The 24,119-nt window shown below is 61.7% G+C and carries 31 protein-coding genes; 12 read left to right on the forward strand and 19 right to left on the reverse strand.

Annotation, left to right across the window (positions count from 1 at the left end):
• A partial coding sequence (locus HX869_RS17540; protein WP_178903407.1) for an RNA polymerase sigma factor occupies nt 1–565 on the reverse strand: 565 nt, incomplete at its 3' end.
• Nucleotides 566–612: 47 nt separating this feature from the next.
• On the reverse strand, nt 613–933 hold the full coding sequence (locus HX869_RS17545) for a YXWGXW repeat-containing protein (RefSeq protein ID WP_003219711.1): 321 nt from the start codon (nt 931–933) through the stop codon (nt 613–615).
• A gap of 270 nt (nt 934–1,203) precedes the next feature.
• On the opposite strand from HX869_RS17545, the gene HX869_RS17550 reads away from it, so the two are divergent.
• Complete coding sequence (locus HX869_RS17550) at nt 1,204–1,347, forward strand: hypothetical protein (RefSeq protein WP_166742173.1); 144 nt, start codon at nt 1,204–1,206, stop codon at nt 1,345–1,347.
• Nucleotides 1,348–1,351: 4 nt separating this feature from the next.
• Here the strand turns inward: HX869_RS17550 and HX869_RS17555 are convergent, their stop codons facing one another.
• Nucleotides 1,352–1,600: a DUF1652 domain-containing protein gene (locus tag HX869_RS17555; RefSeq protein WP_008435982.1), complete on the reverse strand. Its 249-nt coding sequence runs from the start codon at nt 1,598–1,600 to the stop codon at nt 1,352–1,354.
• Nucleotides 1,601–1,844: 244 nt separating this feature from the next.
• Here HX869_RS17555 and HX869_RS17560 point away from each other — a divergent pair, with 244 nt between their 5' ends.
• Nucleotides 1,845–2,789 (forward strand): diguanylate cyclase, encoded by a 945-nt coding sequence (locus HX869_RS17560; protein ID WP_178903408.1) that lies wholly within the window; start codon nt 1,845–1,847, stop codon nt 2,787–2,789.
• A 287-nt stretch (nt 2,790–3,076) separates the two neighbouring features.
• Here HX869_RS17560 and HX869_RS17565 read toward each other — a convergent pair whose 3' ends face one another.
• From HX869_RS17565 to HX869_RS17580, 4 genes are all read right to left on the reverse strand, one after another.
• Nucleotides 3,077–3,337 (reverse strand): hypothetical protein, encoded by a 261-nt coding sequence (locus HX869_RS17565; RefSeq protein ID WP_003219703.1) that lies wholly within the window; start codon nt 3,335–3,337, stop codon nt 3,077–3,079.
• A gap of 4 nt (nt 3,338–3,341) precedes the next feature.
• Nucleotides 3,342–3,788: a GNAT family N-acetyltransferase gene (locus tag HX869_RS17570; RefSeq protein ID WP_003219700.1), complete on the reverse strand. Its 447-nt coding sequence runs from the start codon at nt 3,786–3,788 to the stop codon at nt 3,342–3,344.
• 91 nt (nt 3,789–3,879) lie between these two features.
• Nucleotides 3,880–4,779, reverse strand: a complete 900-nt coding sequence (locus tag HX869_RS17575) for an AraC family transcriptional regulator (protein ID WP_087693025.1) — start codon at nt 4,777–4,779, stop codon at nt 3,880–3,882.
• Between the two features lie 36 nt (nt 4,780–4,815).
• Nucleotides 4,816–5,511, reverse strand: coding sequence for a fumarylacetoacetate hydrolase family protein (locus HX869_RS17580; RefSeq protein ID WP_178903409.1), 696 nt, complete (start codon nt 5,509–5,511; stop codon nt 4,816–4,818).
• A gap of 172 nt (nt 5,512–5,683) precedes the next feature.
• On the opposite strand from HX869_RS17580, the gene HX869_RS17585 reads away from it, so the two are divergent.
• On the forward strand, nt 5,684–6,235 hold the full coding sequence (locus tag HX869_RS17585; protein ID WP_003219697.1) for a DUF4262 domain-containing protein: 552 nt from the start codon (nt 5,684–5,686) through the stop codon (nt 6,233–6,235).
• A gap of 3 nt (nt 6,236–6,238) precedes the next feature.
• Here HX869_RS17585 and HX869_RS17590 read toward each other — a convergent pair whose 3' ends face one another.
• Nucleotides 6,239–6,568: a hypothetical protein gene (locus HX869_RS17590; RefSeq protein ID WP_023658946.1), complete on the reverse strand. Its 330-nt coding sequence runs from the start codon at nt 6,566–6,568 to the stop codon at nt 6,239–6,241.
• A 213-nt stretch (nt 6,569–6,781) separates the two neighbouring features.
• Here HX869_RS17590 and HX869_RS17595 point away from each other — a divergent pair, with 213 nt between their 5' ends.
• The gene (locus HX869_RS17595) at nt 6,782–7,327 is read left to right on the forward strand and encodes a hypothetical protein (protein WP_003219695.1); all 546 of its coding nucleotides are present in this window, start codon (nt 6,782–6,784) and stop codon (nt 7,325–7,327) included.
• Between the two features lie 62 nt (nt 7,328–7,389).
• Here HX869_RS17595 and HX869_RS17600 read toward each other — a convergent pair whose 3' ends face one another.
• The 3 genes from HX869_RS17600 to HX869_RS17610 form a co-directional block, all read right to left on the reverse strand.
• Nucleotides 7,390–8,028 carry a hypothetical protein gene (locus tag HX869_RS17600; protein ID WP_178903410.1) on the reverse strand — a complete coding sequence of 213 codons (639 nt, stop codon included), beginning with the start codon at nt 8,026–8,028 and terminating at the stop codon, nt 7,390–7,392.
• Between the two features lie 117 nt (nt 8,029–8,145).
• Nucleotides 8,146–8,466: a multidrug efflux SMR transporter gene (locus HX869_RS17605; protein ID WP_087693029.1), complete on the reverse strand. Its 321-nt coding sequence runs from the start codon at nt 8,464–8,466 to the stop codon at nt 8,146–8,148.
• 67 nt (nt 8,467–8,533) lie between these two features.
• Nucleotides 8,534–8,980: a carboxymuconolactone decarboxylase family protein gene (locus HX869_RS17610; protein WP_029615984.1), complete on the reverse strand. Its 447-nt coding sequence runs from the start codon at nt 8,978–8,980 to the stop codon at nt 8,534–8,536.
• Nucleotides 8,981–9,175: 195 nt separating this feature from the next.
• Between HX869_RS17610 and HX869_RS17615 the strand changes: the two genes are divergently transcribed.
• The 3 genes from HX869_RS17615 (at nt 9,176) to HX869_RS17625 (ending at nt 11,885) form a co-directional block, all read left to right on the forward strand.
• Nucleotides 9,176–9,778 (forward strand): FMN-dependent NADH-azoreductase, encoded by a 603-nt coding sequence (locus HX869_RS17615; protein ID WP_102369408.1) that lies wholly within the window; start codon nt 9,176–9,178, stop codon nt 9,776–9,778.
• A gap of 17 nt (nt 9,779–9,795) precedes the next feature.
• Nucleotides 9,796–11,208, forward strand: coding sequence for a PLP-dependent aminotransferase family protein (locus HX869_RS17620; protein ID WP_178903411.1), 1,413 nt, complete (start codon nt 9,796–9,798; stop codon nt 11,206–11,208).
• A 77-nt stretch (nt 11,209–11,285) separates the two neighbouring features.
• On the forward strand, nt 11,286–11,885 hold the full coding sequence (locus HX869_RS17625) for a TIGR00730 family Rossman fold protein (protein WP_178903412.1): 600 nt from the start codon (nt 11,286–11,288) through the stop codon (nt 11,883–11,885).
• 55 nt (nt 11,886–11,940) lie between these two features.
• Here the strand turns inward: HX869_RS17625 and HX869_RS17630 are convergent, their stop codons facing one another.
• From HX869_RS17630 to HX869_RS17640, 3 genes are all read right to left on the reverse strand, one after another.
• A complete protein-coding gene (locus HX869_RS17630) occupies nt 11,941–14,430 on the reverse strand; it encodes a TonB-dependent siderophore receptor (RefSeq protein ID WP_178903413.1) in 2,490 nt (829 codons plus the stop codon).
• Nucleotides 14,431–14,519: 89 nt separating this feature from the next.
• Nucleotides 14,520–15,464: a FecR family protein gene (locus HX869_RS17635; protein WP_178903414.1), complete on the reverse strand. Its 945-nt coding sequence runs from the start codon at nt 15,462–15,464 to the stop codon at nt 14,520–14,522.
• On the reverse strand, nt 15,461–16,006 hold the full coding sequence (locus tag HX869_RS17640; RefSeq protein ID WP_003219688.1) for a sigma-70 family RNA polymerase sigma factor: 546 nt from the start codon (nt 16,004–16,006) through the stop codon (nt 15,461–15,463). The genes HX869_RS17635 and HX869_RS17640 overlap by 4 nt, the downstream gene beginning before the upstream one ends.
• Before the next feature lie 174 nt (nt 16,007–16,180).
• On the opposite strand from HX869_RS17640, the gene HX869_RS17645 reads away from it, so the two are divergent.
• Entirely contained in the window at nt 16,181–16,492 is a 312-nt protein-coding gene (locus HX869_RS17645) for a hypothetical protein (protein ID WP_178903415.1), read from the forward strand.
• Between the two features lie 51 nt (nt 16,493–16,543).
• On the opposite strand, the gene HX869_RS17650 is transcribed toward HX869_RS17645, so the two are convergent.
• A complete protein-coding gene (locus HX869_RS17650; RefSeq protein ID WP_178903416.1) occupies nt 16,544–18,691 on the reverse strand; it encodes a TonB-dependent receptor domain-containing protein in 2,148 nt (715 codons plus the stop codon).
• A gap of 216 nt (nt 18,692–18,907) precedes the next feature.
• Between HX869_RS17650 and HX869_RS17655 the strand changes: the two genes are divergently transcribed.
• From HX869_RS17655 to HX869_RS31705, 3 genes are read left to right on the forward strand one after another with little or no spacing between them, the layout of a single operon-like run.
• Entirely contained in the window at nt 18,908–19,066 is a 159-nt protein-coding gene (locus HX869_RS17655; protein ID WP_003219684.1) for a hypothetical protein, read from the forward strand.
• Nucleotides 19,067–19,070: 4 nt separating this feature from the next.
• On the forward strand, nt 19,071–19,709 hold the full coding sequence (locus HX869_RS17660; protein WP_008436005.1) for a helix-turn-helix domain-containing protein: 639 nt from the start codon (nt 19,071–19,073) through the stop codon (nt 19,707–19,709).
• A 60-nt stretch (nt 19,710–19,769) separates the two neighbouring features.
• Nucleotides 19,770–20,291, forward strand: coding sequence for a hypothetical protein (locus HX869_RS31705; protein WP_043225000.1), 522 nt, complete (start codon nt 19,770–19,772; stop codon nt 20,289–20,291).
• 262 nt (nt 20,292–20,553) lie between these two features.
• Here HX869_RS31705 and HX869_RS17670 read toward each other — a convergent pair whose 3' ends face one another.
• Together HX869_RS17670 and HX869_RS17675 are read right to left on the reverse strand one after the other, a co-directional pair.
• Nucleotides 20,554–21,882, reverse strand: coding sequence for an LLM class flavin-dependent oxidoreductase (locus HX869_RS17670; RefSeq protein ID WP_003219678.1), 1,329 nt, complete (start codon nt 21,880–21,882; stop codon nt 20,554–20,556).
• A 74-nt stretch (nt 21,883–21,956) separates the two neighbouring features.
• A complete protein-coding gene (locus tag HX869_RS17675) occupies nt 21,957–22,481 on the reverse strand; it encodes a MarR family winged helix-turn-helix transcriptional regulator (protein ID WP_003219677.1) in 525 nt (174 codons plus the stop codon).
• Between the two features lie 120 nt (nt 22,482–22,601).
• On the opposite strand from HX869_RS17675, the gene HX869_RS17680 reads away from it, so the two are divergent.
• Nucleotides 22,602–23,402, forward strand: coding sequence for an SDR family oxidoreductase (locus HX869_RS17680; RefSeq protein ID WP_102369415.1), 801 nt, complete (start codon nt 22,602–22,604; stop codon nt 23,400–23,402).
• A gap of 14 nt (nt 23,403–23,416) precedes the next feature.
• On the opposite strand, the gene HX869_RS17685 is transcribed toward HX869_RS17680, so the two are convergent.
• Nucleotides 23,417–23,671, reverse strand: a complete 255-nt coding sequence (locus tag HX869_RS17685) for a hypothetical protein (RefSeq protein ID WP_003219674.1) — start codon at nt 23,669–23,671, stop codon at nt 23,417–23,419.
• Nucleotides 23,672–23,757: 86 nt separating this feature from the next.
• Nucleotides 23,758–24,063, reverse strand: coding sequence for a putative quinol monooxygenase (locus tag HX869_RS17690; RefSeq protein WP_003219672.1), 306 nt, complete (start codon nt 24,061–24,063; stop codon nt 23,758–23,760).
• Between the last annotated feature and the right edge of the window lie 56 nt (nt 24,064–24,119).

The following is a 24,119-nucleotide window of genomic DNA, read 5'->3' on the forward strand; positions in this document are numbered from 1 at the left end:
TTGCTGTCACGGGCCCGGGTGTGTCGTCAAGGTAACTGCGCAGGTTGCGCCGGGCCCGTGACAGCAAGCTCTCCAGTGCCTCGACGCTGATGTTCATCAGCGCCGCGGCGTCGGTATTCGACAGCTCTTGGTAATACTGCAACACAATCGCCTCACGCTGGCGATCAGGCAGCGACGCTAACGCCGCCGCCATGTGCTCACTGCGGGCGGCCGCTTCCAGCTGTTCATCGGGCGCAGGCGCTGTGTCGACCACCTCGCTCATCGCCTCCTCATCGTGCAGCGGGCGCTCCTTGCGCCGACGCAAATGGTCGTGGCACAGGTTGAGTGCCACGCGGTGCAGCCAGGTGTCGAAACGCGCTTCGCCACTGCGCCAGCTTGCAGCCTGGCGCCAGATACGCAGGAAACTTTCCTGGGCCACGTCCCTGGCCTCGTCGGCATCCCCGAGGATCCGACTGGCGAGCGCGAGCAAACGCGGCAGTTTGCGCGTCACCATTTCGTTGATGGCCGCCGGTTCGTTGTTACCGATGCGGGCCAACAGCTCAACGTCCGGATCAGTGTCTTTCAATAGGGCAAGTCTCGGTCCGGTGGCTAAGGGTCAGGTTGACGGAATGCTCAGCGGATCCAGTGCCCTTCCCTCCAGTACCAGTTGGGGCCGCGCGATTCCCAGTGGCCAGGTTCCCAACGGGCGTTGCGCATCACCGGCTGCCAGTGGCCCGGTACCCAGGCATAACCGCGCCCTTCGTAGCGCCAGTGCCCGCGATCCCACACATAGCCAGGGCGTTCGACGGGAACGGCCTCGACGCGCATCGGCGGTGGCGCTTCGCGGATGATCACTTCGGTCTGGGCAAACGTCGGCGTGCTGACCAGGGCGGCCAGTGCCAGCGGGATCAACAGGGCATAACGTAATTTGGCCAGCGGTCGTGCAAGTCTCATGACAACTCCTTCATCGGCGATCGCCAGTGATCGCAGTTGTAGGGTTGAACGGCAGGTGTCCGAAAATCCGTCGCAACAAAAAGAACTTTTTATCGCGACCGCTCAGGACGGCAGGCAGGGCCAGTATTGCCCAGGGTTTGCGGGGAGTTGATGAAATTGTTGAAAGGCCGCGACGGATTTATCCATATGGCCGCGTTCAAGGGTTAACCGTTGGTAATCGACAGGCGCGTTCTGTTGGTTGGCGACGCCCATCACCTTGAGGAAATCACCATGTCTCGTCGAATTTCACTGCTGGTTGCCGCCGTCCTGCTCATGAACCTTGGCGGCTGCGTGTTCCTGCCGGGGCACCGCGAGCATTGCTGCTGGCGCGGTTACGGGGTAGTGACTACCCCGACGGCACAAGCGATCTCCTGATCCGCTAACTGACCGCTGCAAAACCCCTGCGCCCGGCCTTGATCTCGGTGCGCAGTTCGCCAATCAGGTTTGAGATGGAACGGATGCTGTCCAGACCCTGGGGCGACACACGGGGCAGCAGCAGGTCGACGCGCCCGGAGGCCGGGTCGAAGATGTTGATGCGCAGCGAACCGTCGCTGTTCAATGAGCAGTCACAGGCGAGGGGCAGGAAGCCCGACTCCATGATGTGGCGAAACTCGGCGATCGAAATCATGCGGGCACCCTTCCCTGTACGGGGCTCGGAGGACGTGATCCGTCTAGGGTAGATGAGCTTTTTCAAACTGCCCGGGAATTAATGCAAAAGTGATACTTGGTGCGCATTTCGGCCAAAACCGCTGGCCGGCTGACGCCAAAAAAACCACACCGACACCCTCTTATCCGATGCCGCGCGAAGGGCTTGCTTCCTGGCGATGATGGCCAGATGCTCTGGTTTTTTTCCGACACCGAGAGCACTCCGCATGAGCATCGAACCTTTGATCGAACCCGACAGTGCTGTGTACAAGACGTTGCTGGAATCGACCAAGGCCATTCCCTGGCGTATCGACTGGGCAACCATGACTTTCAGCTACATCGGCCCGCAGATCGAGGCGCTGCTGGGCTGGACGCCGCAGAGCTGGGCCACCGTCGATGACTGGGTGGAACGCATGCACCCGGACGACCGCGAGTATGTGGTCAACTTCTGCGTCTCCCAGTCCCGGGCCGGGGTCGACCACGAAGCCGATTACCGGGCGCTGACCGCCAGCGGTGAGTACGTGTGGATTCGCGACGTGGTGCACGTGGAGCGCAAGGACGGCGAGGTGCAGGCGCTGATCGGCTTCATGTTCGACATCAGCGAGCGCAAGAAGACCGAAGAACACCTGATTCGCCTGCAAAAACAGCTGGAGGAGTATTCGTTCCAGGACGGCCTCACCGGCATCGCCAACCGGCGCATGTTCGATACCGTGCTGGCGCGGGAGTGGACCAGCGCCCAGCGCAGCCAATTGCCGCTGTCGCTGATCCTGTTGGATATCGACTATTTCAAGCAGTACAACGACCTCTACGGGCATATCAAGGGCGACGAATGCCTGCGCCAGGTGGCACGCACGCTGTCGCAGGCGGCCAACCGGCCACGGGACTTCATTGCGCGCATCGGCGGCGAGGAATTTGTGTGGTTGTTGCCGGAAACCGATGCCGAGTCGGCACGGCGCGTGGCCGAACGCTGCCTGCACTTGATCCGCCAGCAGCAGATCGCGCATGAGCACTCGGCGGTGTCGGACCTGCTGACACTGAGCCTGGGCGTAGGCACTTGCACGGTAACGCCGGGCGGCGCGGCGCTGGCCTTTGTCGAAGCCGTCGACAAGTTGCTGTACCAGGCCAAGCGCAATGGCCGGATGCGTGCAGAGTTTGCCAACGTGGCGGATTGACACAAAAGCCGAATCGCGGGCAAAAAAAATCCCAAGTAGCTGATGGAAACTTGGGATTTAAAAATGCATAAACCGTGGGAGGTGAACGCCCGTCTATATTACCCAGCGGGAAAACTTGTAACAAGATAATTTTCAACCTTTCGTCGGATTAAAACAGCGCTAAGTCATTCAATAACCACACTTTTTTAATGGATCCGATTATTGGAAACGCCACTTTTTGGTGCAATAACAGCGCATCGTTAAACAAACTTCGCTGTTTAATTCCGCGATAAACATAAGGTTATTGATTAAAAGTGCGTGGGCTTCTTCAAATAGTGCTGATACAGGTGTTTGCACGGATCCACCAATACAAGTTCGTCCTGGGGCGTGGCGCGCGAAACACTGGCTGCCTGACGGCATAACGCCAGTCGCTCCGCCGCCTCTTCCCGCTGCCGGTCTACCTGGGCATTGAGCCGAACGAAATAGGTCCCCAACAACACCGCGACACATAGAACCCCGACGCCAAAATAGCGCAAGGCGTTGGATTGAGGGGGTTCCAGCTCACTCATACACTCATTGCACCTTGTGTTTCTGATAGCGAACATCGTCGCCCTCGGCCGTGTCGACCACTGCCCAGCCAAGCCGCTGGTAAAAACCGTTGGCACGGATCTGATCCCGCCCATCCGTGATCAGGAAGAGCGTGTCGTGGTGCTCGAACAGTGCGGCCTCGGCCACTGCCATCAATTGGCGGCCCAACCCAAGGTTCTCGTGAGACGGCAATACAAACAGGGCGAACACCTCGCCTTCGGCAAGATCAACCATTGCAAACGCGACAGGCCTGCCGTCCAGTTCGGCAAGCCATACGCAAGGCGCCTCGCGCATGCTGTCGGCGACGACTTGCGGGGTAATGCCCAGCTCAGCCATCTGCTCGCGGCTTAAGTGGTTCTGCACCACGGCGGTGCGAATGTCGAAAATGGCATTGATATCGCCCGGAGTTGCCAACCGTATAACCGAACCCATGTGCACCGCCTCCCGATGAGACGCTCAATTGTATGTAAATTGAAACACATCGGTTGTGGTGGATTTGTAAAACAGTCAGCCGGATTGCGCGTTAATCCTGCTCACGCCGCCTGAACTGCCCCGGCGCCAGCCCGTGGGCCTTGCGGAAACACCGGGAAAAATACGCCTCGTCGGTAAACCCGCAACGGTGCGCAATCGCGCCGATCATCTGCGGGCTGTTGAGCAGCAGCGTGCGCGCCAGTTGCATGCGCCGGTCGAGCACCAACTGGGAGAAGGGTTTGCCGGTTTCCTTGCGCAACAGGTGGGTCAGGTAGTTGGGCGACAGGAACGCCGCCGCCGCGGCATCCGTCAGGTTCAGCGACGGCTCGTGCAAATGCTCGCGGATGTAGCCTTGCACCCGGGCCAGGGCATCCTTGCGCCCACGCCGGGTGGCGTTGTTGGCCGCGAACGCCTGGAGCGGTTCGGCGTACTGTTGGCACACCAGCCCGATCAACTGGAACAGGTAACCCTTGAGCCGCTCCCGGGCGCCGAAGCTGCGGTGGGCGTCCAGGCTACGCATGTGTTCCAGCCAGGTTTTGACTTCTTCGAAGGCCGCGTCGTCGAGGATGAAGTCCAACTGCTCCTGGAAGCGGAACGGCGACAGCTCCGGCGCCTGGCCGATGGGGATGTCTTCCAGGTCCAGCGGATCGCAGGTCAGTTGCGGCAGGAAAAAACCCTGGCTGAAATTGATCAGCATGAAGTCGCCGTCGTCGGGATGGGGAATCACGTGCAGGCGATGGGGCAGGATAAAGGCCAGGGCCTTTTTCGGGAACGGGCGCACCGCACCGCCGATGTGCTGCACGGTGTCGCCGCCCAGGTTGATCTGGATCTGGAAGTATTCGTGGCGATGGGGACTGGTCAGCGCCGCCCTGCCCCGCTTGTCGCGGATGTAGAAGTCGGAGCGGTCGCTGCGTTGTTCCATGCCATAGGTGGTGATGCGGGTGCCGGGCATACGTACTTCTCGGAGGGCCTGGGCACCACTGTAGCGTCAACCCTGGCCGAGGGTGAAGCTCAGTTCCGCCAGGCCGTCGATCCCGGCGGTCACCACATCGCCCGGTTGCAAGGCGCCGACGCCCGCCGGGGTGCCGGTGAAGATCAGGTCGCCGGCTTTCAGCGCCACGGATTTGGACGCATGGCTGATCACCTCGCTGACCGACCAGATCTGGTCCGCCAGGTCGCCCACTTGGCGTTGCTCGCCGTTGACCTTGAGCCAGATACGCCCGCTGGCCGGATGGCCGACGGCGCTCACCGGCTGCAACGGGGTGCAGGGTGCCGATTCATCGAAGGCCTTGGCCCATTCCCACGGCCGCGACAGCTTTTTCGCCTGGGCCTGGAGGTCGCGGCGAGTCAGGTCGATGCCCAGGCCGTAACCCCAGATATGCGCAAACGCATCTTCCGGGGAGATGTCCACGCCGCCCTTGCCGATGGCCACCACCAACTCGACTTCATGGTGCAGGTCGGCGGTCAATGGCGGATAGGCGATCACGCCCTCGGCAGGCACCACGGCATCCGCCGGCTTCATGAAAAAGAACGGCGGCTCGCGGTCGGGGTCGTGGCCCATTTCGCGGGCATGTTCGCTGTAGTTGCGCCCGACACAGAACACCCGGCGCAGCGGGAAGCGGGCGTCGTCGCCGTGGATGGCAAGGGACGGGGTTTCGTTGGGGGTGATGACGTAGCGGGTCATGGCATGTGCCTCTTCGATTACCTGGGGCCAGTATGCGGACGGGCTCCGGGGCGAAGTTGGACAGGCTTACGCAGATTTTGTACTGGGCGGTGCATCGGTCACTTTGCCGAGCGAACCCAACACTGCTAGCCTCATCGCGCTTTCAACCCCTGATCCCGCAGAAAGGACTCTGATGAACATCATTCGCGCCGTCGCCCTCTTCGCCGCCTCATTGTTCTCGATGAACACTTCAGCCAAGGCCCCGCTTCCGGGATTCCAGTTGCCCAAGGCAGATTCGGAATATGACGAGAAGGTGTTGGCGGATATCAAGAAGATCGGCTGGCACCATGTGCATGTGCGGGCTGAAGACGGTGAGCCTTCGTTCGCCTACTCCCTGGGGTTCTACGCCAACTTCGGCCAACCGGAAATCATCGTATTCGGGCTGCCCCCGCAGATTGCCCAGCAGTTGCTGAACATCGCCGCGATCCGCTTTGCCGGTGCAAAAGCCGCCTATGAAACCTACAAGCCCTATGACGATATTGCCGAAGGCATGCGCATCGCCTTCATTCCTGTAGACCGCAGGCACTACCGCGAGTACCTCGGTTATGCCGGCTGGTTCTACGCCTCGATCAAAGCTGATTTCCCTGCGTTGCAAATGGTCTGGCCGGACAAACAAGGGCGCTTTCCGTGGGAGCCCAACTACGACCAGTCGTTCTCAAGGCTCCAATTGCTGCTGGATAAATAAGGGTTATTTACGCGCCAGCTTGTAGCGCAAACAGTCCTGATAAAAACTCTGGCGAATCACCTCGGGCTTGACCCGCGAACGGCTGTCGTAGGTCTGCTCGGTGATGCCCATGGCCATCATGTGCATCCAGGGTTTCTTGAACTGGTAGGTCTTCAGCTTCTGCCGCGCGGCGTACAGCGAGACGCCCGACAGCTTCAATTCCTGGGCCCGGGCGGCGGTGCCAGCCCCCCAACTGCACATGTACTTGTCGTTGTCCCGCAGCTCCCGTGCCTCAACCGAAACCGCCCCACCCGCCAGGGAACAGGCGATCAGCATGATTCCAACATTGCGCATTTGCATCCCGCCTAACCACCTGAAAATAAAAGTGATTTTGGCGAGAATTTTGTTACAAAGGGGCCAGCAAATTGCCTTCTCGATGAATTTTCCGACCTGAAACCGAACCAAGTAACAGCGCTGCCACTCAGGCATTTTGCCACTATTGGTTGCCGATGGCCCATTGCCTGACGATAATCGCGGCGCTCTCCCACACTCACGCAAGGAAACGCCGTGAAAAAGCTTCTACTGTTGACCCCATTGCTCGCACTGCTGTTGCAAGGCTGCGGCGTCACCATGACGCAATACGAGCCGAACTTCGATAACGTCCAGGTCCTCAAGCAAGCAGCGCCGCTGCAACCCGTCAGCAATGCCCAGGTGACGGCCGCGTCGGGCGAAGGCTCGTTGTCTGTACGTGCCAACCCGATCCGCTCGCCCAGTGGCAGCATCCCGGCGCATATCCAGGCTGCGATCACCCAGGAACTGCAACTGGCAGGCCTGCTGAACCCGCAAGCAGAACGTCATCTGCAAGTGCTGGTGGTGAAGAATTCGCTGTCGGCAGGCATGGGCTCCGGCAACGGCACGCTGGCCGCGCGGTTTACCCTGCTCAAGGGCAATGACGTGGTGTACGACGCGACCAAGGAAGTGAATCACACCTGGCCCAGTTCGTTCTTCGGGTTCATTGCGATCCCGAATGCCGCCAACGCCTACAACCCGATGGTGCGGGATTTGCTCAAGTCGCTGTACAGCGACCCGTTGTTCATCAAGGCGCTTAAGTAAGGCCTGGGCTGCGAGGGTCGGCCACCCTGCCCTCGCAGCTGTTTCAAACGTTCAGTTACGTGTCACGCCCGTGGCACGCCGGCATCCAGCGCCGAATACTTCAGGTTATTACCGTCGACCATTTGCTTGAGCAGGGCATTGACCTGGCGGGTGAAGGTATCGGTCACCGCGTATTTCGGCGTGTTGGCCATCAACGGGATGAACCAGATGCCCATCCAGGTATTGATCGAGTCGTGGTTGGTGCCGGTGCTCAGTGCCTGGCCTTGTGCGTCCACCGATTCCAGCTTCATGGTGTACTGATCAGTCCCCAGCGCCGGAATGATGGTGAAGGTAAACCCGCTGATAAAGGCCAGTACCAGTTGGCCGCCACCCGGTGGATGATTGTAGACCTTCAGGCGCAGGCTGTAATCGCCTGGCTGCTTCTGGAATTCATCCAGGGTCACGCGACCAAACAGGCCGGAGTCAGTCAGGACTTTCTGCAGCTGTGGCTTGAGCATCTCACGCGCTTGTGGGACTTCGGCCGCGGCGGCATTTGTCGGCTCGCCCTGGTAGAACTTGAAGTCTACGTAGACGTTCGGTTTGTTGGCGTAGCTGGCCTTCGACGGCAGCGTGACGGGTGCTACTTCGTCTTTCGTGAAGCTGGCGCAGCCGCCCATCGACAACGTGATCAGGGCCAACCCCAGCATTTTTCCAATGTGCATTACGACTTCCTTAGTGAATGGAGCGTCTCCATGGCCGGAGTTGCTGGGGGCGGATGATAAAGAGTGGGTGGGAATGTTAAAAGGCCATCTCCGAGAAATACCCGCTCGCAGGCAGCACTAGTTGGCGGAGACCAGTTTCAGGCCGATCACGCCGGCCAGGATCAGTACGATGCACAGCACTCGTAACGGTGCGGTGGAATCGCCCAGCAAAGCCATGCCGAGGATCGCGGTGCCCGCTGCGCCGATTCCAGTCCACACTGCGTAGGCGCTGCCCACCGGCAGGGTGCGCAGTGCCATCGACAGCAGGATCACGCTGGAAACGCCGGTCACTACGGTGAGCAATCCGGGGGTGAATCGGGTGAAACCGTCCGAGGCCTTCATCGCGAACGCGAAGGCGATTTCAAGGATGCCGGCCAAGCCGAGCAGTAGCCATGCCATGGGATGAGCCCTCAGGAAATACAGTGAGTGTGTGGCGAGCAGCCCCGCCACACCGAATCAGCGTTGGCTATGCCTTGGCAGCCGCCGCTGGCGTGGTACGGAAGGTGATGCCCAGTCGGTTGAAGGCATTCATCAAGGCGATGCCGTAGGTCAGGTCAGCCAGTTCCTTGTCGCTGAACTCGGCGGCCGCTGCCGCATAGTCGGCGTCCGAAACATCACTGGCGGTCACGGCTTCGGCAAAGGCCAGCGCCACGCGCTCACGCTGGGTGAAGACTGCGCCAGCGTCGTGCCACACTGGCACCAGCACCAGCTTGTCCACGGCCAGGCCTTGCTTGAGCAGGTCCCGCGAGTGCATGTCGATGCAAAAGGCGCAGCCGTTGACTTGCGAAACCCGCAGGTAGACCAGGTCGATCAGCTCCTTGGACAGGCCGCTGTTTTGCAGGTAGACGTAAACCCCGCCGAACGCCTTGTAACCTTCAGGGGAAGCTTTGGAGTAGTCGAGACGCGTTGTCATGGTGAAATCCTGTAGCGGTTGGATGAAGCCGCCATCTTGCGGCGCCATGGCCTACCCCAAAAGATCCATGATCTGGCTTGAACACCAGACCATGAATGCGCGGACATGGCCTACTCTGAATCTTGATTCTTGGCTCTTTGGCCTGGGTCATGAGGTTCGTAGACTGAAGGCCATCCATCCAGGAAGCAGCGCACCATGAATATCCTCCATGTCAGTGCCAGCCCTCGCGGGCCAGCGTCAGAAAGCAACGCCCTCTCCCTCAAGATCATTGAATGCCTGCGCCAGCGGCATCCAGACGCCGAGGTGATCCAGCGCGGCATTGCCGCAAATGCCCTGGCACCGGTGGACGAGCCTTATGCAACGTCCCAGCAGTCCCTCGTGGACGTCTCGTCCGAGGGGTCGATGGCCCAGTCCGAGCGGCTTGTTCAGGAACTGGAGCTGGCCGACATTGTGGTGATCGCCACCCCTATGCATAACTACTCGGTGCCCGCGGCCCTCAAGCTATGGCTCGATCACATCGCACGGGTGCGCCGCACCTTCGATATCTCGGCCCAGGGCAAGATCGGCCTGTTACAGGACCGGCCAGTGTTCGTCGCCATCGCCTCAGGCGGGCGGTTTTCCGGGGAGCGCGCGCACCAGCCGGACTTCCTGACGCCGTACCTGAAAACCATACTGGGCATGATCGGCCTGCATGACGTGACCTTCTTCACCGTCGAAGGCACCGCTTCCCGCCCGGAAACTCTGGCCCAGACGCGCCGCCAGACCGACCAGGCGCTGCACGATTATTTCGCCACCTGAACAGGACCCGCCGCCGGATGAGCACTTCGATCAAGGCCTTTTCACCGCTGGACGCCGGCGCCGCGGAGCCGATTTACCGGCAACTTTACTGGCGGTTCCGCAGCGCGATTGCCGACGGTTTGCTCAAGCCGGGCGAACGCATACCCGCAGCCCGGGCCCTGGCCAAGGAGCTGGGGTTGGCCAGGGGCACCATCGACACGGCGTATTCGCTGCTGGCAGCCGAGGGCTATATCCAGGCCCGAGGCCAGGCCGGCACGGTGGTGGCTGAAGGGATCAAGGCCAGCCTGCCGGAGCGCCCCATGACGGCCAGCGACCAGAATGCCGTGCGGCACAAGGCCGCCGTGTTGCCGTTTCAAATGGGGCTGCCCGCACTGGACGCGTTCCCTCGCAAGATCTGGTCGAAAATCGCCGCCCGCTGCGTGCGGGCCACCCAGGTCGCCGACATGGCCAACCCGTGCGTGTTCGGCCTGCACTCGCTGCGCACGGCGATTGCCAGCTACTTGCAGGTCGCCCGGGGCATCCACTGTTCGCCGGCGCAGGTCTTCGTCACCTCGGGCTATCGCAATACGCTGGGGCTGATCGCCCATGCACTGCTGGAACCGGGCGATCGGGTGCTGGTGGAAGACCCAGGCTACTTGTTCACCCGACCGTTGCTGGATTACCTGAATATCAAGGCCATACCGGTGCCAGTGGACCCGGATGGCATGCAGGTATCCCAGGCCGTGCAACAGGGCAAAGGCGCCCGCGCCGTAGTGGTCACGCCGGCCCATCAAAGCCCGCTGTGTGTCTCGCTGGCCTTGCCCAGGCGCCTGGAGCTGCTGGATTGGGCGAGTCGCCAGCAGGCCTGGATCATCGAGGACGACTACGACGGCGAATACCGCTACGTGAGCCGCCCGCTGCCGGCCCTCAAGAGCCTGGACCGAGACGGCCGGGTGCTGTACGCCGGAACCTTCAGCAAGGTGTTGTTCCCCGGCATCCGCCTGGCCTATCTGGTGGTGCCGGCAGCTCAAGTGGAACGCTTCGAACATGTCAGCCAGACCTTCCTCGGGGGCTGCCCGGAGTTGACCCAGGCGATCGTCGCAACGTTTATGACCGAGGGGCATTTTGCGCGGCATATCCAGCGCATGCGCAAGCTCTACGGTGAGCGTCGGGAGGCCACCGCCAGGGGCTTGCGCAAGGCCTTGGGCGAGCATATTTCGATTGACGCCCAGCCGGGCGGGATGCACTTGATCCTGCGCCTCAATGCACAACAGTCAGACCGCCTGTGCGTGGAACGACTGACGCAGGCCGGCATTTATGCCGAAGCCTTGAGCGACTGGAACATTCAAGGCCAGACCGGCCCCGGCCTGCTGCTGGGCTTTGCCAATATCGAGTCCGAGGCCATCGCCGAAGCCCTTGGAAAACGCATCCTGGACGCACTCATGGCCTGATCCGCCAGCCGGTTCTTGGCTCTTTTGCCCACCGGCGAGTGGCGCCATGCTGGACAGCCTGTCCTCACCCGCCTGGAATGCCCATGCCCACTCCCCTGCGCAGCCTCGCAGTTTTCTGCGGTACCAATTTCGGCTTCAACCCGCGCTATGCGGATGGCGCCCAAGCCCTCGGCCGGGAAATCGCCCGGCGCGGCATACGCCTGGTCTACGGCGGCACCCACAAGGGCTTGATGGGCGTGGTGGCGGACGCTGCGCTGGCTGAAGGTGGCGAAGTCATCGGCGTGATCACCGAGTTACTGCATGAACGCGGCCATTCCCACGCCGGGCTTACCCACCATGAAGTGACCCAAGACATGCGCAGCCGCAAGACACGCATGAGCGACTGCGCCGACGGTTTCATTGCCTTGCCCGGCGGGCTGGGAACCCTGGAGGAGTTGTTCGAGGCGGCCACGCTGACCCAGGTCGGCGAACACTACAAGGGCGTGGCGTGCCTGAATACGGCGGGGTTCTTCAACCCGGTGCGCGCCCTGCTCGATCACGCTGTGCAGGAGGGCTTCATGAAGGTCGAACACAGCCGGATGCTGATGTTCAACGCAGACCCCGGCGCCCTGATTGATGCCCTGGAGCAGTGGCAGGCGCCGGTGGTTTCCAAGCTGATTGAGCCGGTGGCGAACTAACGTTTTTCGGCCTTGGCGATGCTGCTCCCGAATCCTTTCGCCAAGGCCTTTTTATTTACCACTGATAGGTCGCACTGGCCTGCACGGTACGCTGCGAGCCATACCAGCACCACGAGTAGGAATAGCAGGACGCGACGTACTCTTTATTCGCCAGGTTGGTGGCGTTCACTGCCAGGCGCAGGTTGTCACCCTGACGATTGATGTGCGGAATGTCGTAGTGCACCGCTGCATCGAACAAGGTGTAGCCCGGCACCTTCAGGGTGTTGGCGGTATCGCCCCAGGAAGAACCGACATAGCGCGCACCGGCGCCTACGCCGAAGCCCTTCAGAGTGCCGTCGTGCAGGGTATAATCCGCCCAGGCCGACGCGGTATGACGCGGAACGGCGTAGGTGGTGGTGCCTTCGGCCGCAATGGCCGGACCGACACCGATGTCGCTGATGGGCGCATAACGCACGGTGTTGTTGGATTTGCTGATGCGGTTATCCAGGTAGGCATAGGCCGCAGTGATATCCAGGTTGTCGTTCAGGCTGGCCTTGCCTTCCAGTTCAAACCCGCGGGATTGCACTTCACCGTCCTGAATCTGGCAACGCGAGCCGTTGCACAGGTGGGAAGCGTCCGGGTCCAGCGTCGGTACGTTGGTCTGGCGCAGGTCGAAAATGGCAGCCGTGATGAAGCTGTTGCTGCCCGGCGGCTGGTACTTGATGCCGATTTCCGTCTGCTTGCCCTCGGTCGGCTGGAACGTCGAACCGCCGTAGCCCGTGCCGGATTGCGGCTGGAAGGATTCCGAGTAGCTGACATACGGCGCCAGGCCGTTATCGAACAGGTAGACCAGGCCCAGGCGGCCGGTGAAGGCCTTGCTGTCCTGGGACGACTTGGTCTTTTTCTGGGTGGTCATCGCCAGGGTACTGTTGTCGGTGCTGGCCCAGTCATAACGCCCGCCCATCAACAGCACCCATTTGTCCCACTTCATCTGCTCTTGCAGGTACACCCCCGTTTGCTCGCTGCGCGAGGTGGCGTCGCTGGTGTAGGCCGGCACCGGCACGGCCGCGCCGTAGACCGGGTCGAAAATATCCAGCGTAGGCCCTGCCGTGTACACGCCGCTGCCCGACTTGGTGTCGGTGCTGGTGTTCTGGTAGTCGGCGCCCATCAGCACGGTGTGCTGCAACGGCCCGGTGTCGAATTTGGCCTGCAACTGGTTGTCGAGGGCATAGGCGTCGATATTCACGTCGCTGGCGATGGTCGAGCGGCGGATGGTGCGGTAATCGCTCTCCAGGTAGTTGCTGTAGAGGCTGCGGTATTGCCCTTCGCTGCGCAGGTAGCGCGCATTCTGGCGCACGGTCCAGACATCGTTGAAGTGATGCTCGAAGGCGTAGCCGATGGAGTAATACTCGCGGTCACTCTTCTCGAAGCTTTTCTCGCCGTCGTAGAAATCCACGTCGATCTTGCGCCCCGTCGGGCTGTGCAGCACCGAGCCCCAGGCTGGCATCGAGCCGTAGGACGCGCCCTTGGGGTCTTTCTGGAAATGCCCGAGCAAGGTCAGCGAAGTATTCTCGTCCGGGCGCCAGGTGAAGGCGGTGGACAGGGATTGACGCCGGGTTTCGGTGTGGTCGATCTGCCCGTCGGCATCGTCGAACAGGCCGGCAACGCGGTAGGAATAAACGCCTTGGTCGTCCAGCGGGCCACTCAAGTCAAAGGTCGTGCGCTTCTTGTTGAAGGTCCCGTACTCGACGCCGACTTCATGGAACGGCGTGTCCAGCGGGCGTTTGCTGACCATGTTGATCACCCCGCTGGGGGTGCCCTGCCCGTACAGCACCGACGCCGGCCCGCGCAGCACTTCGACGCGCTCCAGGTCGAAGGCGTCTTTTTGCGGCAAGGCATCCCGGCTCGACGGCATGCGCAGGCCGTCGAGGTAGGTCGCCGGGGTGAAGCCACGGATGGTCAACTGGTCGAGACGCGAGGCGGTGGAGCCACGGGTTTCCGGGATCACGGCAGCGCTGTAGCGCAGGATCTGGTTGAGGCTCTCGGCGTTCTGCGCGCGCATCTGGTCTTTGGTGACCACGGAGATCGACTGCGGGGTTTCGATCAGTGCGGTGTCGGTCTTGGTGCCCGACAGGCTGCGGGTGGCCACGTAGCCAGACACCGGGCCGGTGGGGCTTTCCGACGGGTACGCGCCGCTGATGGTGGTGGCCTGCAACTCCATGGCGCCATCGGTGTGCGGGATGGCTTCGAGACGGTAGCGGTCGTCGGCGATCTTCAGGGCTTGCAGGCCGCTGCCGGCCAACACTTGGGCCAGGGCGGCGTCGGTATTGTATTGCCCGTTCAGGCCATTGCTGTGTTTGCCACGGGTCAGGCTCGAATCAAAGGCCAATACCAGGCCCGCCTGTTCGGCGAGGCTGTTGAGGGCCTGGCTCAGGTCACCGGCGGGAATGGAGAACGCAGCGCTTTCAGCCGCGTAGGACGCTTGAACGGTCAGCAGGGGTACGGCGGCAAACGCCATCGCCACTGAAAGGGTCAATGGCTGTAAAGGACGAGCAAGGCGCGACATGAGAAGTCCTGGGAAATGGGGGTTCTATTAGTCATGACGGCCATGTCGGAAAATCGGGTATGAATGAGAGCAGTTTTTATTCAGACTTTTTACAGCGGCTTGATCACCACCACCAAATCCGTGAAGTACTCCACCTTGATCGGCAGGTTATCCGCCAGCGACGCCAGTGCCGCGCCGGTGTCATCGAGCTTGAATACCCCGGACACGCGCATCCCTTGCAGCGCCTGCGGATCAAAGCGCACCAGCCCATGGCGGTAACCGGCGAGGGTTTGCAGGACCTCGCTCAGGGGCTGGTCGTCGACCTTGAGCAAACCACGGGTCCAGGCATCCGGGTCGGCGTTGCCGATGGGTTGTGGGGTGCCGGCACGGCCGTCCTGGAGCGTGGACTTCTGCCCCGCCGGCACTTTCACGTCGCCCGCAACGGTGCCTTTGACGGCCACGGTGGACTCGATCACGGTGACCACGGTCGCGCCATCCTCGGCCTTGCGCACCAGGAACCGCGTGCCCAACGCCGTGGCCGTGCCCTGGTCGGTGTGCACCACGAACGGCCGTTGCGCGTCCTTGGCCACCTCGACCCACATCTCGCCCTGCAACAGTTCGATCACCCGTTGGTGGCCGTCAAACTTCACGTCCAGTGCCGAGTTGCTGTTGAGCTGCACCTGGCTGCCGTCGGTCAGTGCCACCTGGCGCCGTTCGCCCACGCTGGTGCGTTGGTCGGCCATCCACACCGGCAGGCGCTCAATCCCGGCCCAGCCGCACAGCAACACACCCAACAGCGCGACGGCCTGGGTGCTACGGGCGGCAAACCTTGTTTTCTGTGGGGCAAATGCACGGTTCAGGGCCATGCGCGCCGGGGCGGCGGGCAACTCGTCGAGGCTGCCCCACAGGCTGCGCATGCGCTCGATGGCGACGGCATGCCGTGGATCGGCCTGGCACCATTTCTCGAAGGCCGCGCGGTCGGCCTCGGTCACGTGGTCGTCGTGCAACAACGTCAGCCAGTGGGCGGCTTCACTGATGATCTGCTCGGAACTCACGACAGCGGGTCCGCCCCGTGCAGGGTGTGATAGCAATGCACCAACGCACTGGAGATGTAGTTCTTCACGGTGCTGGAAGACACCTGCAGTTGTTCGGCGATTTCGCTGTAGGTCAGCCCGTCGAGGCGACTGAGCAGGAATGCCTCGCGGGCCTTGGCGGGCAGGCCGATGAGCATTTCGGCAATGCGTTCCAGGGCCTGCAGTGCCACATGAATCGCCGCCGGGTCCGGCATGCCGGCATCTTCGCTCTGGATCGCCAGGGCTTCCATGTAGGCCTTTTCGATGCGCCGCCGACGCGCGCCATCGATCATCAAGCGCCCCGCCGTGGTGGCCAGGAAGGCGCGGGGTTCCTTGATGGTATGGGGGTCGGCCAGCAGCAGGATGCGGATAAACGCGTCGTGGGCCAGGTCGGCGGCATGTTGCGAGCAGCCGAGTTTCTTGCGCAGCCAACCGTGCAACCAGGAATGATGGTCGCTGTAGAGGGTGGTGATGGTCTGCTGGCGACGGGCTATATCACCATCAGCTACAGGAAAGTCATGCATGCGCAAAAATTTCTCAAACAAGAAAGATTACCAATTGCGCGAACGATGACAGTAAAACGAAGGGGGAGCAAGGATGGAGTGATGGGTTGCAACGAATCTGCGACTTGCTGTGCCCACCTTGAAAGCGACCAGTGCGCACGCGACACTTCTGCGACTCATACAAGGACATCACGCATGACAACCTTCGCCAACACGGTCTCCACCCGCGAGGCCTATCAACTGCTCAAGGACGTGGCATTAGAGGTTCGATCGCTGAAACCCGTCAGCTCCAGCGACGAGCAAATGGTTGTCGACATCGACGGCTGGCAGGTCACGCTGTCAACCTGCGGGACGGCTCTGGAGTGCTGCCTGCGCTGTATTGCACCGGATAACAGGCAAGGTTCACTGGACACCTGGCAACGTTACGGCACCAATCCGCTCGATCTGATGAGCCTGTGGGAGCGAACGCAGCTGCAGCGCCTGGTGCATGCAGCCTTCGTTCGCTGAACGTGCCCTTTGCCCGCAATCACCCACTGCGAACATCAAACACTTTACGGATTAACGCCAGCTCCAGGAAACCCCGGTGTAAACCCCCATGCCATCCCCCGGCGTCGACCGCGCCACATCCAGCCCCTTGTCGTCATAACCCGGCGTGACCGTGTTCGCGTAACGCCGGTTGGTCAGGTTGCGCAGGTCGACCCAGGCTTGCCAGTCGTGCTTCGGCGCGTCGTACCCGAGCGTCGCGCCGAGCAGTGTGTAGGCCGCCGCGTAGTAGGAGTTGGCGTAGTCCACCGCGACCCGCGATGAATGTTCGCCATTGAGGCTGGTGTAGAAACCGCTAGGGTGGCTGTAGCGCAATTGCGCCTGGTAGTAGTGCCTGGGGATGCCGGGCAAGGTGTTGTCGCCGAAGCGGTCGTCGTTGCGGTAGTGGAAGTCGCTGTAGGTGTAGGCCTGGCGCAGGGCGAGCTGGCCCGTGCGGCCCCCGTCCCACAGCGGGCTGATCAGGCTCAGCTCCAGGCCTTGGTGCACGGTTGGGCTGGCGTTGGATTCGGCGATTATTGCGGACGTGGTGGACGTCGCGGCCTGGGTTTCGACGCTGAGCAGTTCGTGGCGCACCTCGGAGCGGTACAGCGCCAGGTCCCACTGGCCGAACCACGCTTCACCGCGACCGCCGACTTCCAGGGTGGTGGCGGTCTGGTTTTTCAGCTTCACCCCTTCACGTTGCAAACCGCTGGCCGGGCCGCTGCCCACGGGGAAGTACTTGTTGGAACCCCAGATCATCGACCACGCATGGGGCGGTTCCACCGAGCGACTCAGGTTGCCGTACACCTGCAATTGGGGGCTGAAGTCGTAGCGCAGGCCAACCCTTGGCGCGTAATCCCAATCTTGCTGGCTGACGGGTGTGTGGGTCTGCGGGTAGCTGACTTCGGTTTCACGACGGGTGTAGATCGCCGCCAGCCCGGTGGTCAGCCACAGGTCCGGCAGCAGTTCCAGGTCATTGCCGATATGCAGCACGGTGTCCGAACCCAGATAGCTGTAGTCGCGGGTCTTGGTGCCAGGCGCGTAGCCCGCCGTATTGCCGGTGGGGATCCGCACGAACTCCGAGCCGCCGTTGTTCGGCATCGCCTGGGTGGTGCGCAGGCCGAGGGTGGTCTTGCTGTCACGCCCGAACAAAGTGTCCTGGCGGATGTAATTCAGGGTACCGCTGACGTCGGTGTAGGCAACCTTGAGACGGTTGGTGCCCTCGCGCAAGTCCATCGGATAATCGTGATACGCCAGCCCGACCTCGACCCGGGCGTTGTCGTCCAGGTGCAGGGTGGTTTTGTTGGCGATCCAGGTCGAGCCCGGTTGCGTGCGTTTCGAGTCTCGCGCCACGTTGAGGCTGGCGGCGGCGCGCGGGTCGTGGCTGATCTGGTCGCGGGTCAGTTTGCCGGGGGAATCGTTGTCGGTTTCGCGGTAGCGAAAGTAGAAGCGGGTTTCCAGGTCGGGGTTGAAGCGGTAGCCGAAGTTGGCCGCGATGCCCTTGCCGCTGCCGGCGCTGTGGTCCTGGAAACCGTCGTATTGCGAGTCGGTGAGGCTGATGTAGTAGTCGGCATCCCCCAGCACCTGGCCCGAGCTGATCTCTCGCTGGCTGTAGCCATGGCTGCCGGCTTCGTAGCGTACTTGCAGCCTGGGCGCGTCGTAGCCGGTGTGGGTCACGTAATTGACTGCCCCACCCAGGGCCAATGCGCCCTGGTCAAAACCGTTGGCGCCACGCAGCACTTCAACGCGGCTGAGCCACAACGGGTCCTTGAGTTCGTAGGGCGTGCCACCCGGGCCGGTCAGTGGCAGGCCGTCGAAGGTTTCATACAGGCCGGAAGCGTGGGCGCCCGGGCCCCGGTTGATACCCGAGCCACGGATCGAAAGCTTGACCCCTTCGTTGTTCGCCGCCTTGGCATAAACACCGGCCTGGTACTTGAACACGTCCTCGTTGGTGCTCACCCGTCCCTGATCGACGCTGCCCATGTCGATGTAGTTGGTGGCGCCGGGTACGCTCTTGAGCTGGGCCTGGGCCAGTTCGTCGGCGCTGAGTTCGGCGCTGCTGACTTCGACGGGGGCCAGTTGCAGCGTGTCTTCGGCCTGGGTGGCCGGGCTGAAGCTCAGGGCGGCGCCAAAGCCCAGCAAGGGCCAGGCTTTTCGGGAGGTGAACGGAAACGCGGGGGGCATGGGGGTAAATCCTTGGAAATCGTTTTTGCGACGGGCTTGGTCCGGCACACGGTCTGTGGTGGGAAGCCTGTGAAGCGCGGCGGGTCACCATTGATGAACGCATAGGCACCCATCGGCGTTAAGTCCAAAATAGAATTACCAAATGCAAACTCAGTATTTATGGAAATAAGCGGCACCGATTACTGTAGAGCCATTGAGTCCCCAGAGATTTACGTCATGCAAACATCCGCCACCGTCATCGATTTCACCCTCCACCGCAAACGCCGCCAGGCTCGCGCAGCGGCTGAACTGATGTGGGCGATGTACGCGGCACGGGCCGGGGTCGCGCTGTTTACCGCACACGTCACCACGTCCAGCGATACCCGCCGGGCGTGAGGCGATGAATTTCCTGCATGCGATACCCGAAGTGCCCGACCTCCCCACCAAACCCAAGGACTGCAACAGCGGCGACGATGACGCCATCGGCCAGTGCGTCGCGCAGAACCTGCAGCGCCTGCGCAGTAAACGCTACCTGTCGCTGGATGCCCTGGCGCGCAACTGCGGCGTAAGCCGGGCGATGCTCGCGCAGATCGAGTCCGGGCGCAGCGTGCCGTCGATCAAGGTGCTGTGCAAGATCGCCAAAGGCTTGAAAGTGTCGGTGGCGGCCTTCCTGGAAAACCGTGCGTTCGAAGGGGTTGAACTGCTGCCGGCGCAACAGAGCAAACGCCTGGTGAGTGCCGATGGCAGCTTCATCAGCCGGGCGCTGTTTCCCTACGATATGGCGCGCCAGTCGGAGTTCTACGAGATACGCCTGAAGGCCCTCGGCGAGGAAATTTCAGAAGGTCACGGGCCCGGGATCCAGGAAAACCTGGTGGTGGCCCAGGGCGTGCTGGAAGTCAGCGTCAACGAGGAACGCTACCTGCTGTCCACCGGTGATTCGATCCTGTTCTACGCCGACCAGCCCCACCGCTACCGCAACCCCGCAGACAGTGAGGCGGTGGCGTTCCTGGTGATCACCTACCCGGAACGCCTGGACTGAAACGCAAAAAGCCCCGGCACACGCCGGGGCTTTTTGATTTCACGCCAAACCAATCAGCAGGTGCAGCACATCATCGGCATGCCGTTGCAGCTCATCATCATCGGCATGGCGCAGTCGTTCATCATCTTCATCATCAGCATGCAGCAGTTGTTCATCATGTCCATGCTCATGCCAGGCATCGGCATCATCTTGCAGGTCATGCAGTCGGCTTCCATCTTGCATTCCATGACGCACTTCATCATCGGCATAGGCATGCCCATCGGCATCATCATCGGCATGTTCATGGTCGACATGCTGTTCATCATCGCCATGCCGTCTTCAGACATGCACATCATCGACATGTTGGCGCACTGCATCATCATCGGCATGCCGCAGTTCATCATCATCGCCATCATTTCGGCGTTGTTCTTGAACATCGCCATGTCCATGCCCGCGGCCGGCTTCATGGTGCACATCATGGCCTCTTCGGTCATCTTGCAGGTCATGGTTGCCATCATCATCGGCATGCCCATCATCGGCATCATCGGCATCGCGTTGTTCATTGGCATCTGCATGGCGTTCATCATCTTCGAAACTCCGTAATCGACAGGAAATGAGTAAGTTCTGGGGCCGATTCTAGAGAGGCCGCACAACGGCGCAAGACGCTGGCCCAGCAGCAGGAATAGACGCTGCATGGGGATTTCCCGGGGCGCGGCAGCGGATAATTCCGCGATGACAGATGCTTTGGCGTGATCACGCCGGCCGGCTCCGCTATCAGGGCCAAACCGGCGCGATGGATATGCGATTGGGGAATGGCCCCCAATCAGAAGGAAATAAACGATCTAACCACGGTAGAAATACCCGCTCATTCGGCGAAGAAGCGGTTCGCCGGACGCGGCAGTCCGAGGTTTTCCCGCAGGGTAGAGCCTTCGTACTCGCGCCGGAAGATCCCGCGCCCCTGCAACTCGGGCACCACCCTGGCCACAAAGTCATCGAGCCCGCCCGGCAGCCACGGGAACATGATGTTGAAGCCATCGCTGCCCTCTTCTTCCAGCCACTGCTGCATCTCATCGGCAATACTGTGGGCGGTGCCGACAAACGAGAGACCTGCATAACCGCCAAGACGCTGGGCCAATTGGCGCACCGTCAACTGTTCGCGATCAGCCAGCGCCAGTACCCGTTCGCGGGAGCTCTGGCTGGCGTTGGTTTGGGGAATCGCCGGGAGGTATTGGTCGGGATCAAACTTCGTCGCGTCGGTACCCAGCGCGATCGACAGCGAGGCAATCGCACTTTCGTAATGCACCAGGCTGTCGAGATGCGCACGAATCCGCCGCGCATCTTCCAGCGTATCGCCGACCACCACAAACGCCCCGGGCAAGATCTTCAGATGGTCGGGATGCCGCCCCACCGCCAGCATCCGGCGCTTGATATCGGCATAGAATTTACGCCCTTCCTCGAGCGTGCCGGGCGCCACGAAGATCACCTCGGCGGTTTCTGCCGCCAATTGCCGGCCGGGCTCCGAGGCGCCGGCCTGCACGATCACCGGCCAGCCCTGCACCGGGCGGGCAATGTGCAGCGGGCCGCGCACATTGAGGTAGCGGCCCTGGTGATTGAGGGTGTGCAGTTTGTCGGGGTCGAAGTACACACCGCTGTCGGCATCGCGGATGAAGGCATCATCGGCCCAACTGTCCCAGAGCCCGGTGACCACATCGTAGAACTCCCGCGCACGGGCGTAGCGCTCGTCGTGGGCATAGGCCTGCTCCAGGCCGAAATTCTGCGCCGCATCCGGGTTGGCAGTGGTGACGATATTCCAGCCGGCGCGGCCGTTGCTCAGGTGATCCAGGGACGCGAAGCGCCGGGCAATGTGGAACGGTTCGTCGTAGGTGGTCGAGGCCGTGGCTACCAGGCCGATGTGCTCGGTGGCCTGGCTCAGGGCCGACAATAAGGTGAACGGTTCGAAGGAGGTGGCGGTGTGGCTGCGCTTCAACGCGTCGATAGGCATGTTGAGCAGGGCCAGGTGGTCGGCCATGAAGAACGCATCGAAACGCGCTTTCTCCAGGGTTTGGGCAAACTGCTTGAGGTGCGTGAAGTTGAAGTTGGCGTCACGGTAAGCGCCGGGATAGCGCCAGGCGCCGGTGTGGATGCTGACCGGACGCATGAACGCGCCCAGCTTCAGTTGGCGTTGAGTGGTCATGGAAAGCCCCTGATCGAGAGGGGCCCAGCATCGGATGGGCGAACGGCGTCTGTCTAATAACCAAAGGATCTGGCTTATGCCTGCGCGGAGCGGCTGTTGTAGTCCGCCAGAAATTCTTCGGAGGCGACATGGTCTGCCATGCCCCGCAGCTGCGCGGCCGAATCATGCCCCAGCACCTCCTCTACCCGGTTATTGGCCGCCGCCCAATACACCAGCGCCTCACTGAACAGCGCTTCGCCCTTGGGCGTGAGCACGCAGCGTTTGGTGCGCTTGTCCAGGGCATCCGGGCGCAGCTCGACAATCCCGTCGCGCACCAGCGGCTTCATCGCATGGGTCAGCGCCGACATCAGGATCGCCAGGCGTCCGGCCAGCTCCTGCAACGTCGGCCCTGCCTGCTCATCCACCGCCGCCCACCGGGCGATTTCACCCAGCAAGCCGACCTGCGTAGCCTTCAGGCCAATCGGCGCCAGCGCTTCGTCATACAGTTGGCCCAGCCGCCGGGCGGCACGGCGCAGTGCGTTGTTGGTGCACGCCACGTCCCCCAGCAGGCTCAAAAGGTCGGCACGGGCATCAGGCTTGTCAGTCTTATGTGTTGGCATTTTCAGATCCTCCATGCCGGTAGAATGATTGAGTACTAAACCATTGACAAGGACAAACGCCAAGCCTATAACTTGAGCCCTCAACAATATTGGTTGAGTACTCATCTATTGGAGCCGTTCATGTCGATCCCTGCTTCCACAAAAATTGCCCTGATCACGGGTGCTTCTTCAGGTATTGGCGCCGTGTATGCCGACCGATTAGCAGCCCGTGGCTACGACTTGATCCTGGTCGCCCGTCGTGAAGACCGCCTCGAAGCCCTGGCGGCGAAGATCACTCAAGCCTACGGGCGCCAGGTCCAGACCATCGGCGCCGACCTGGTAAACCCCGCGGACCTGGCCCGTGTTGAAAGCCTGCTCGCCGGCAACCCGGCGATCCAGGTGCTGGTGAATAACGCCGGCCTGGCCCGCCTGCATCCGCTGGCTCAATCCTCGGTCGAGGATTCCACGACCCAGATCGCCCTGAACATCACCGCCCTCACCCGCCTGACCCACGCGGCGCTGCCGGGCATGCTGGTGCGCAATGAAGGTTTGATCATCAACGTGGCATCGGTGTTGGGCGTGCACTCGCTGCCGGTCAGCTCGGTGTACAGCGGCACCAAGAGCTATGTCCTGGCATTCAGCCGTGGCTTGCAATCGGAACTGGCGGAAACCGGGGTGAAGGTGCAGATCGTGTTGCCGGCAGCCACCGCTACCGAGATCTGGGACGCGTCGGGCATTCCGCTTTCCGCCCTGGAACAGGAGTCGGTCATGACCACCGAAAACCTGGTGGACGCGGCACTGGCCGGGCTGGATCAGGGTGAGACGATCACCTGGCCGTCGGTGGCCGATGGTTCGTTGTGGGAGACCTATGATGCGGCGCGTGGTGCGTTGTTTGCGGCCACGCAAACAGGCAAGCCGGCGCCCCGGTATGGGATCGTCTGAGGCGCCAGCCGGCTTTATTGAATACCGATGGAAATGCGCCGCACAGTCTGCTCCTCACGGGGCAGGCTGATGTCGCCTTCGTAGGTACACTCGCGGCCGGTGCAGCTGTTTTCCACGGTCACCGGCGCAAGGCTTTTGACCGGAAAGCGCGGTTTGGGCTCAGCCTGCGGCGTGAGCGGTACAGCGCTGAGGACAGGTGCCTCGTAGGTCAGGTCCAGGCTGGACGCATGGGCCTGGGTGGCCAGAACGGCGAGCAGTGCGCTCGCCATGACAGTCCTTGTAAACAACATCGAAATCTTTCCGGGCAGCAAAAAATGAAGGGGCAATGATAAACCCTTGAGCTGCCGGGTTGAAGTCAACGTGCCTGGACGGCAGGTTCCAGCACCAATACGTTGGAGGGGCCCGCACGGAATGTCGGGTTGTGCTTCGCGGCTTCCAGCATGTGCGGCGCTGCGTGGTGATCCTTGAGCGCCGCCTTTGAAGCCCACGTCTCGATCAACACAAAACTGTCGCTGTTGCCCTCGACCGGATGCAGGTCGTACTGGATGCAACCGGCTTCGGCCCGGACCAGCGGAGCGAGCCCGGCAAAGGCCGCCAACTGGTCCGCACCCCGGCCAGGCTGGGTATTGATGATGACGACAAGCCGCACTTCATCGGACATAAACAGCACCGTTATCGATAAGGAAATTGAGGCGCCACAGTAAGGGATGCCATTCT

It is taken from the genome of Pseudomonas sp. P7779 (genome assembly GCF_013386315.1).
Lineage (GTDB): Bacteria > Pseudomonadota > Gammaproteobacteria > Pseudomonadales > Pseudomonadaceae > Aquipseudomonas.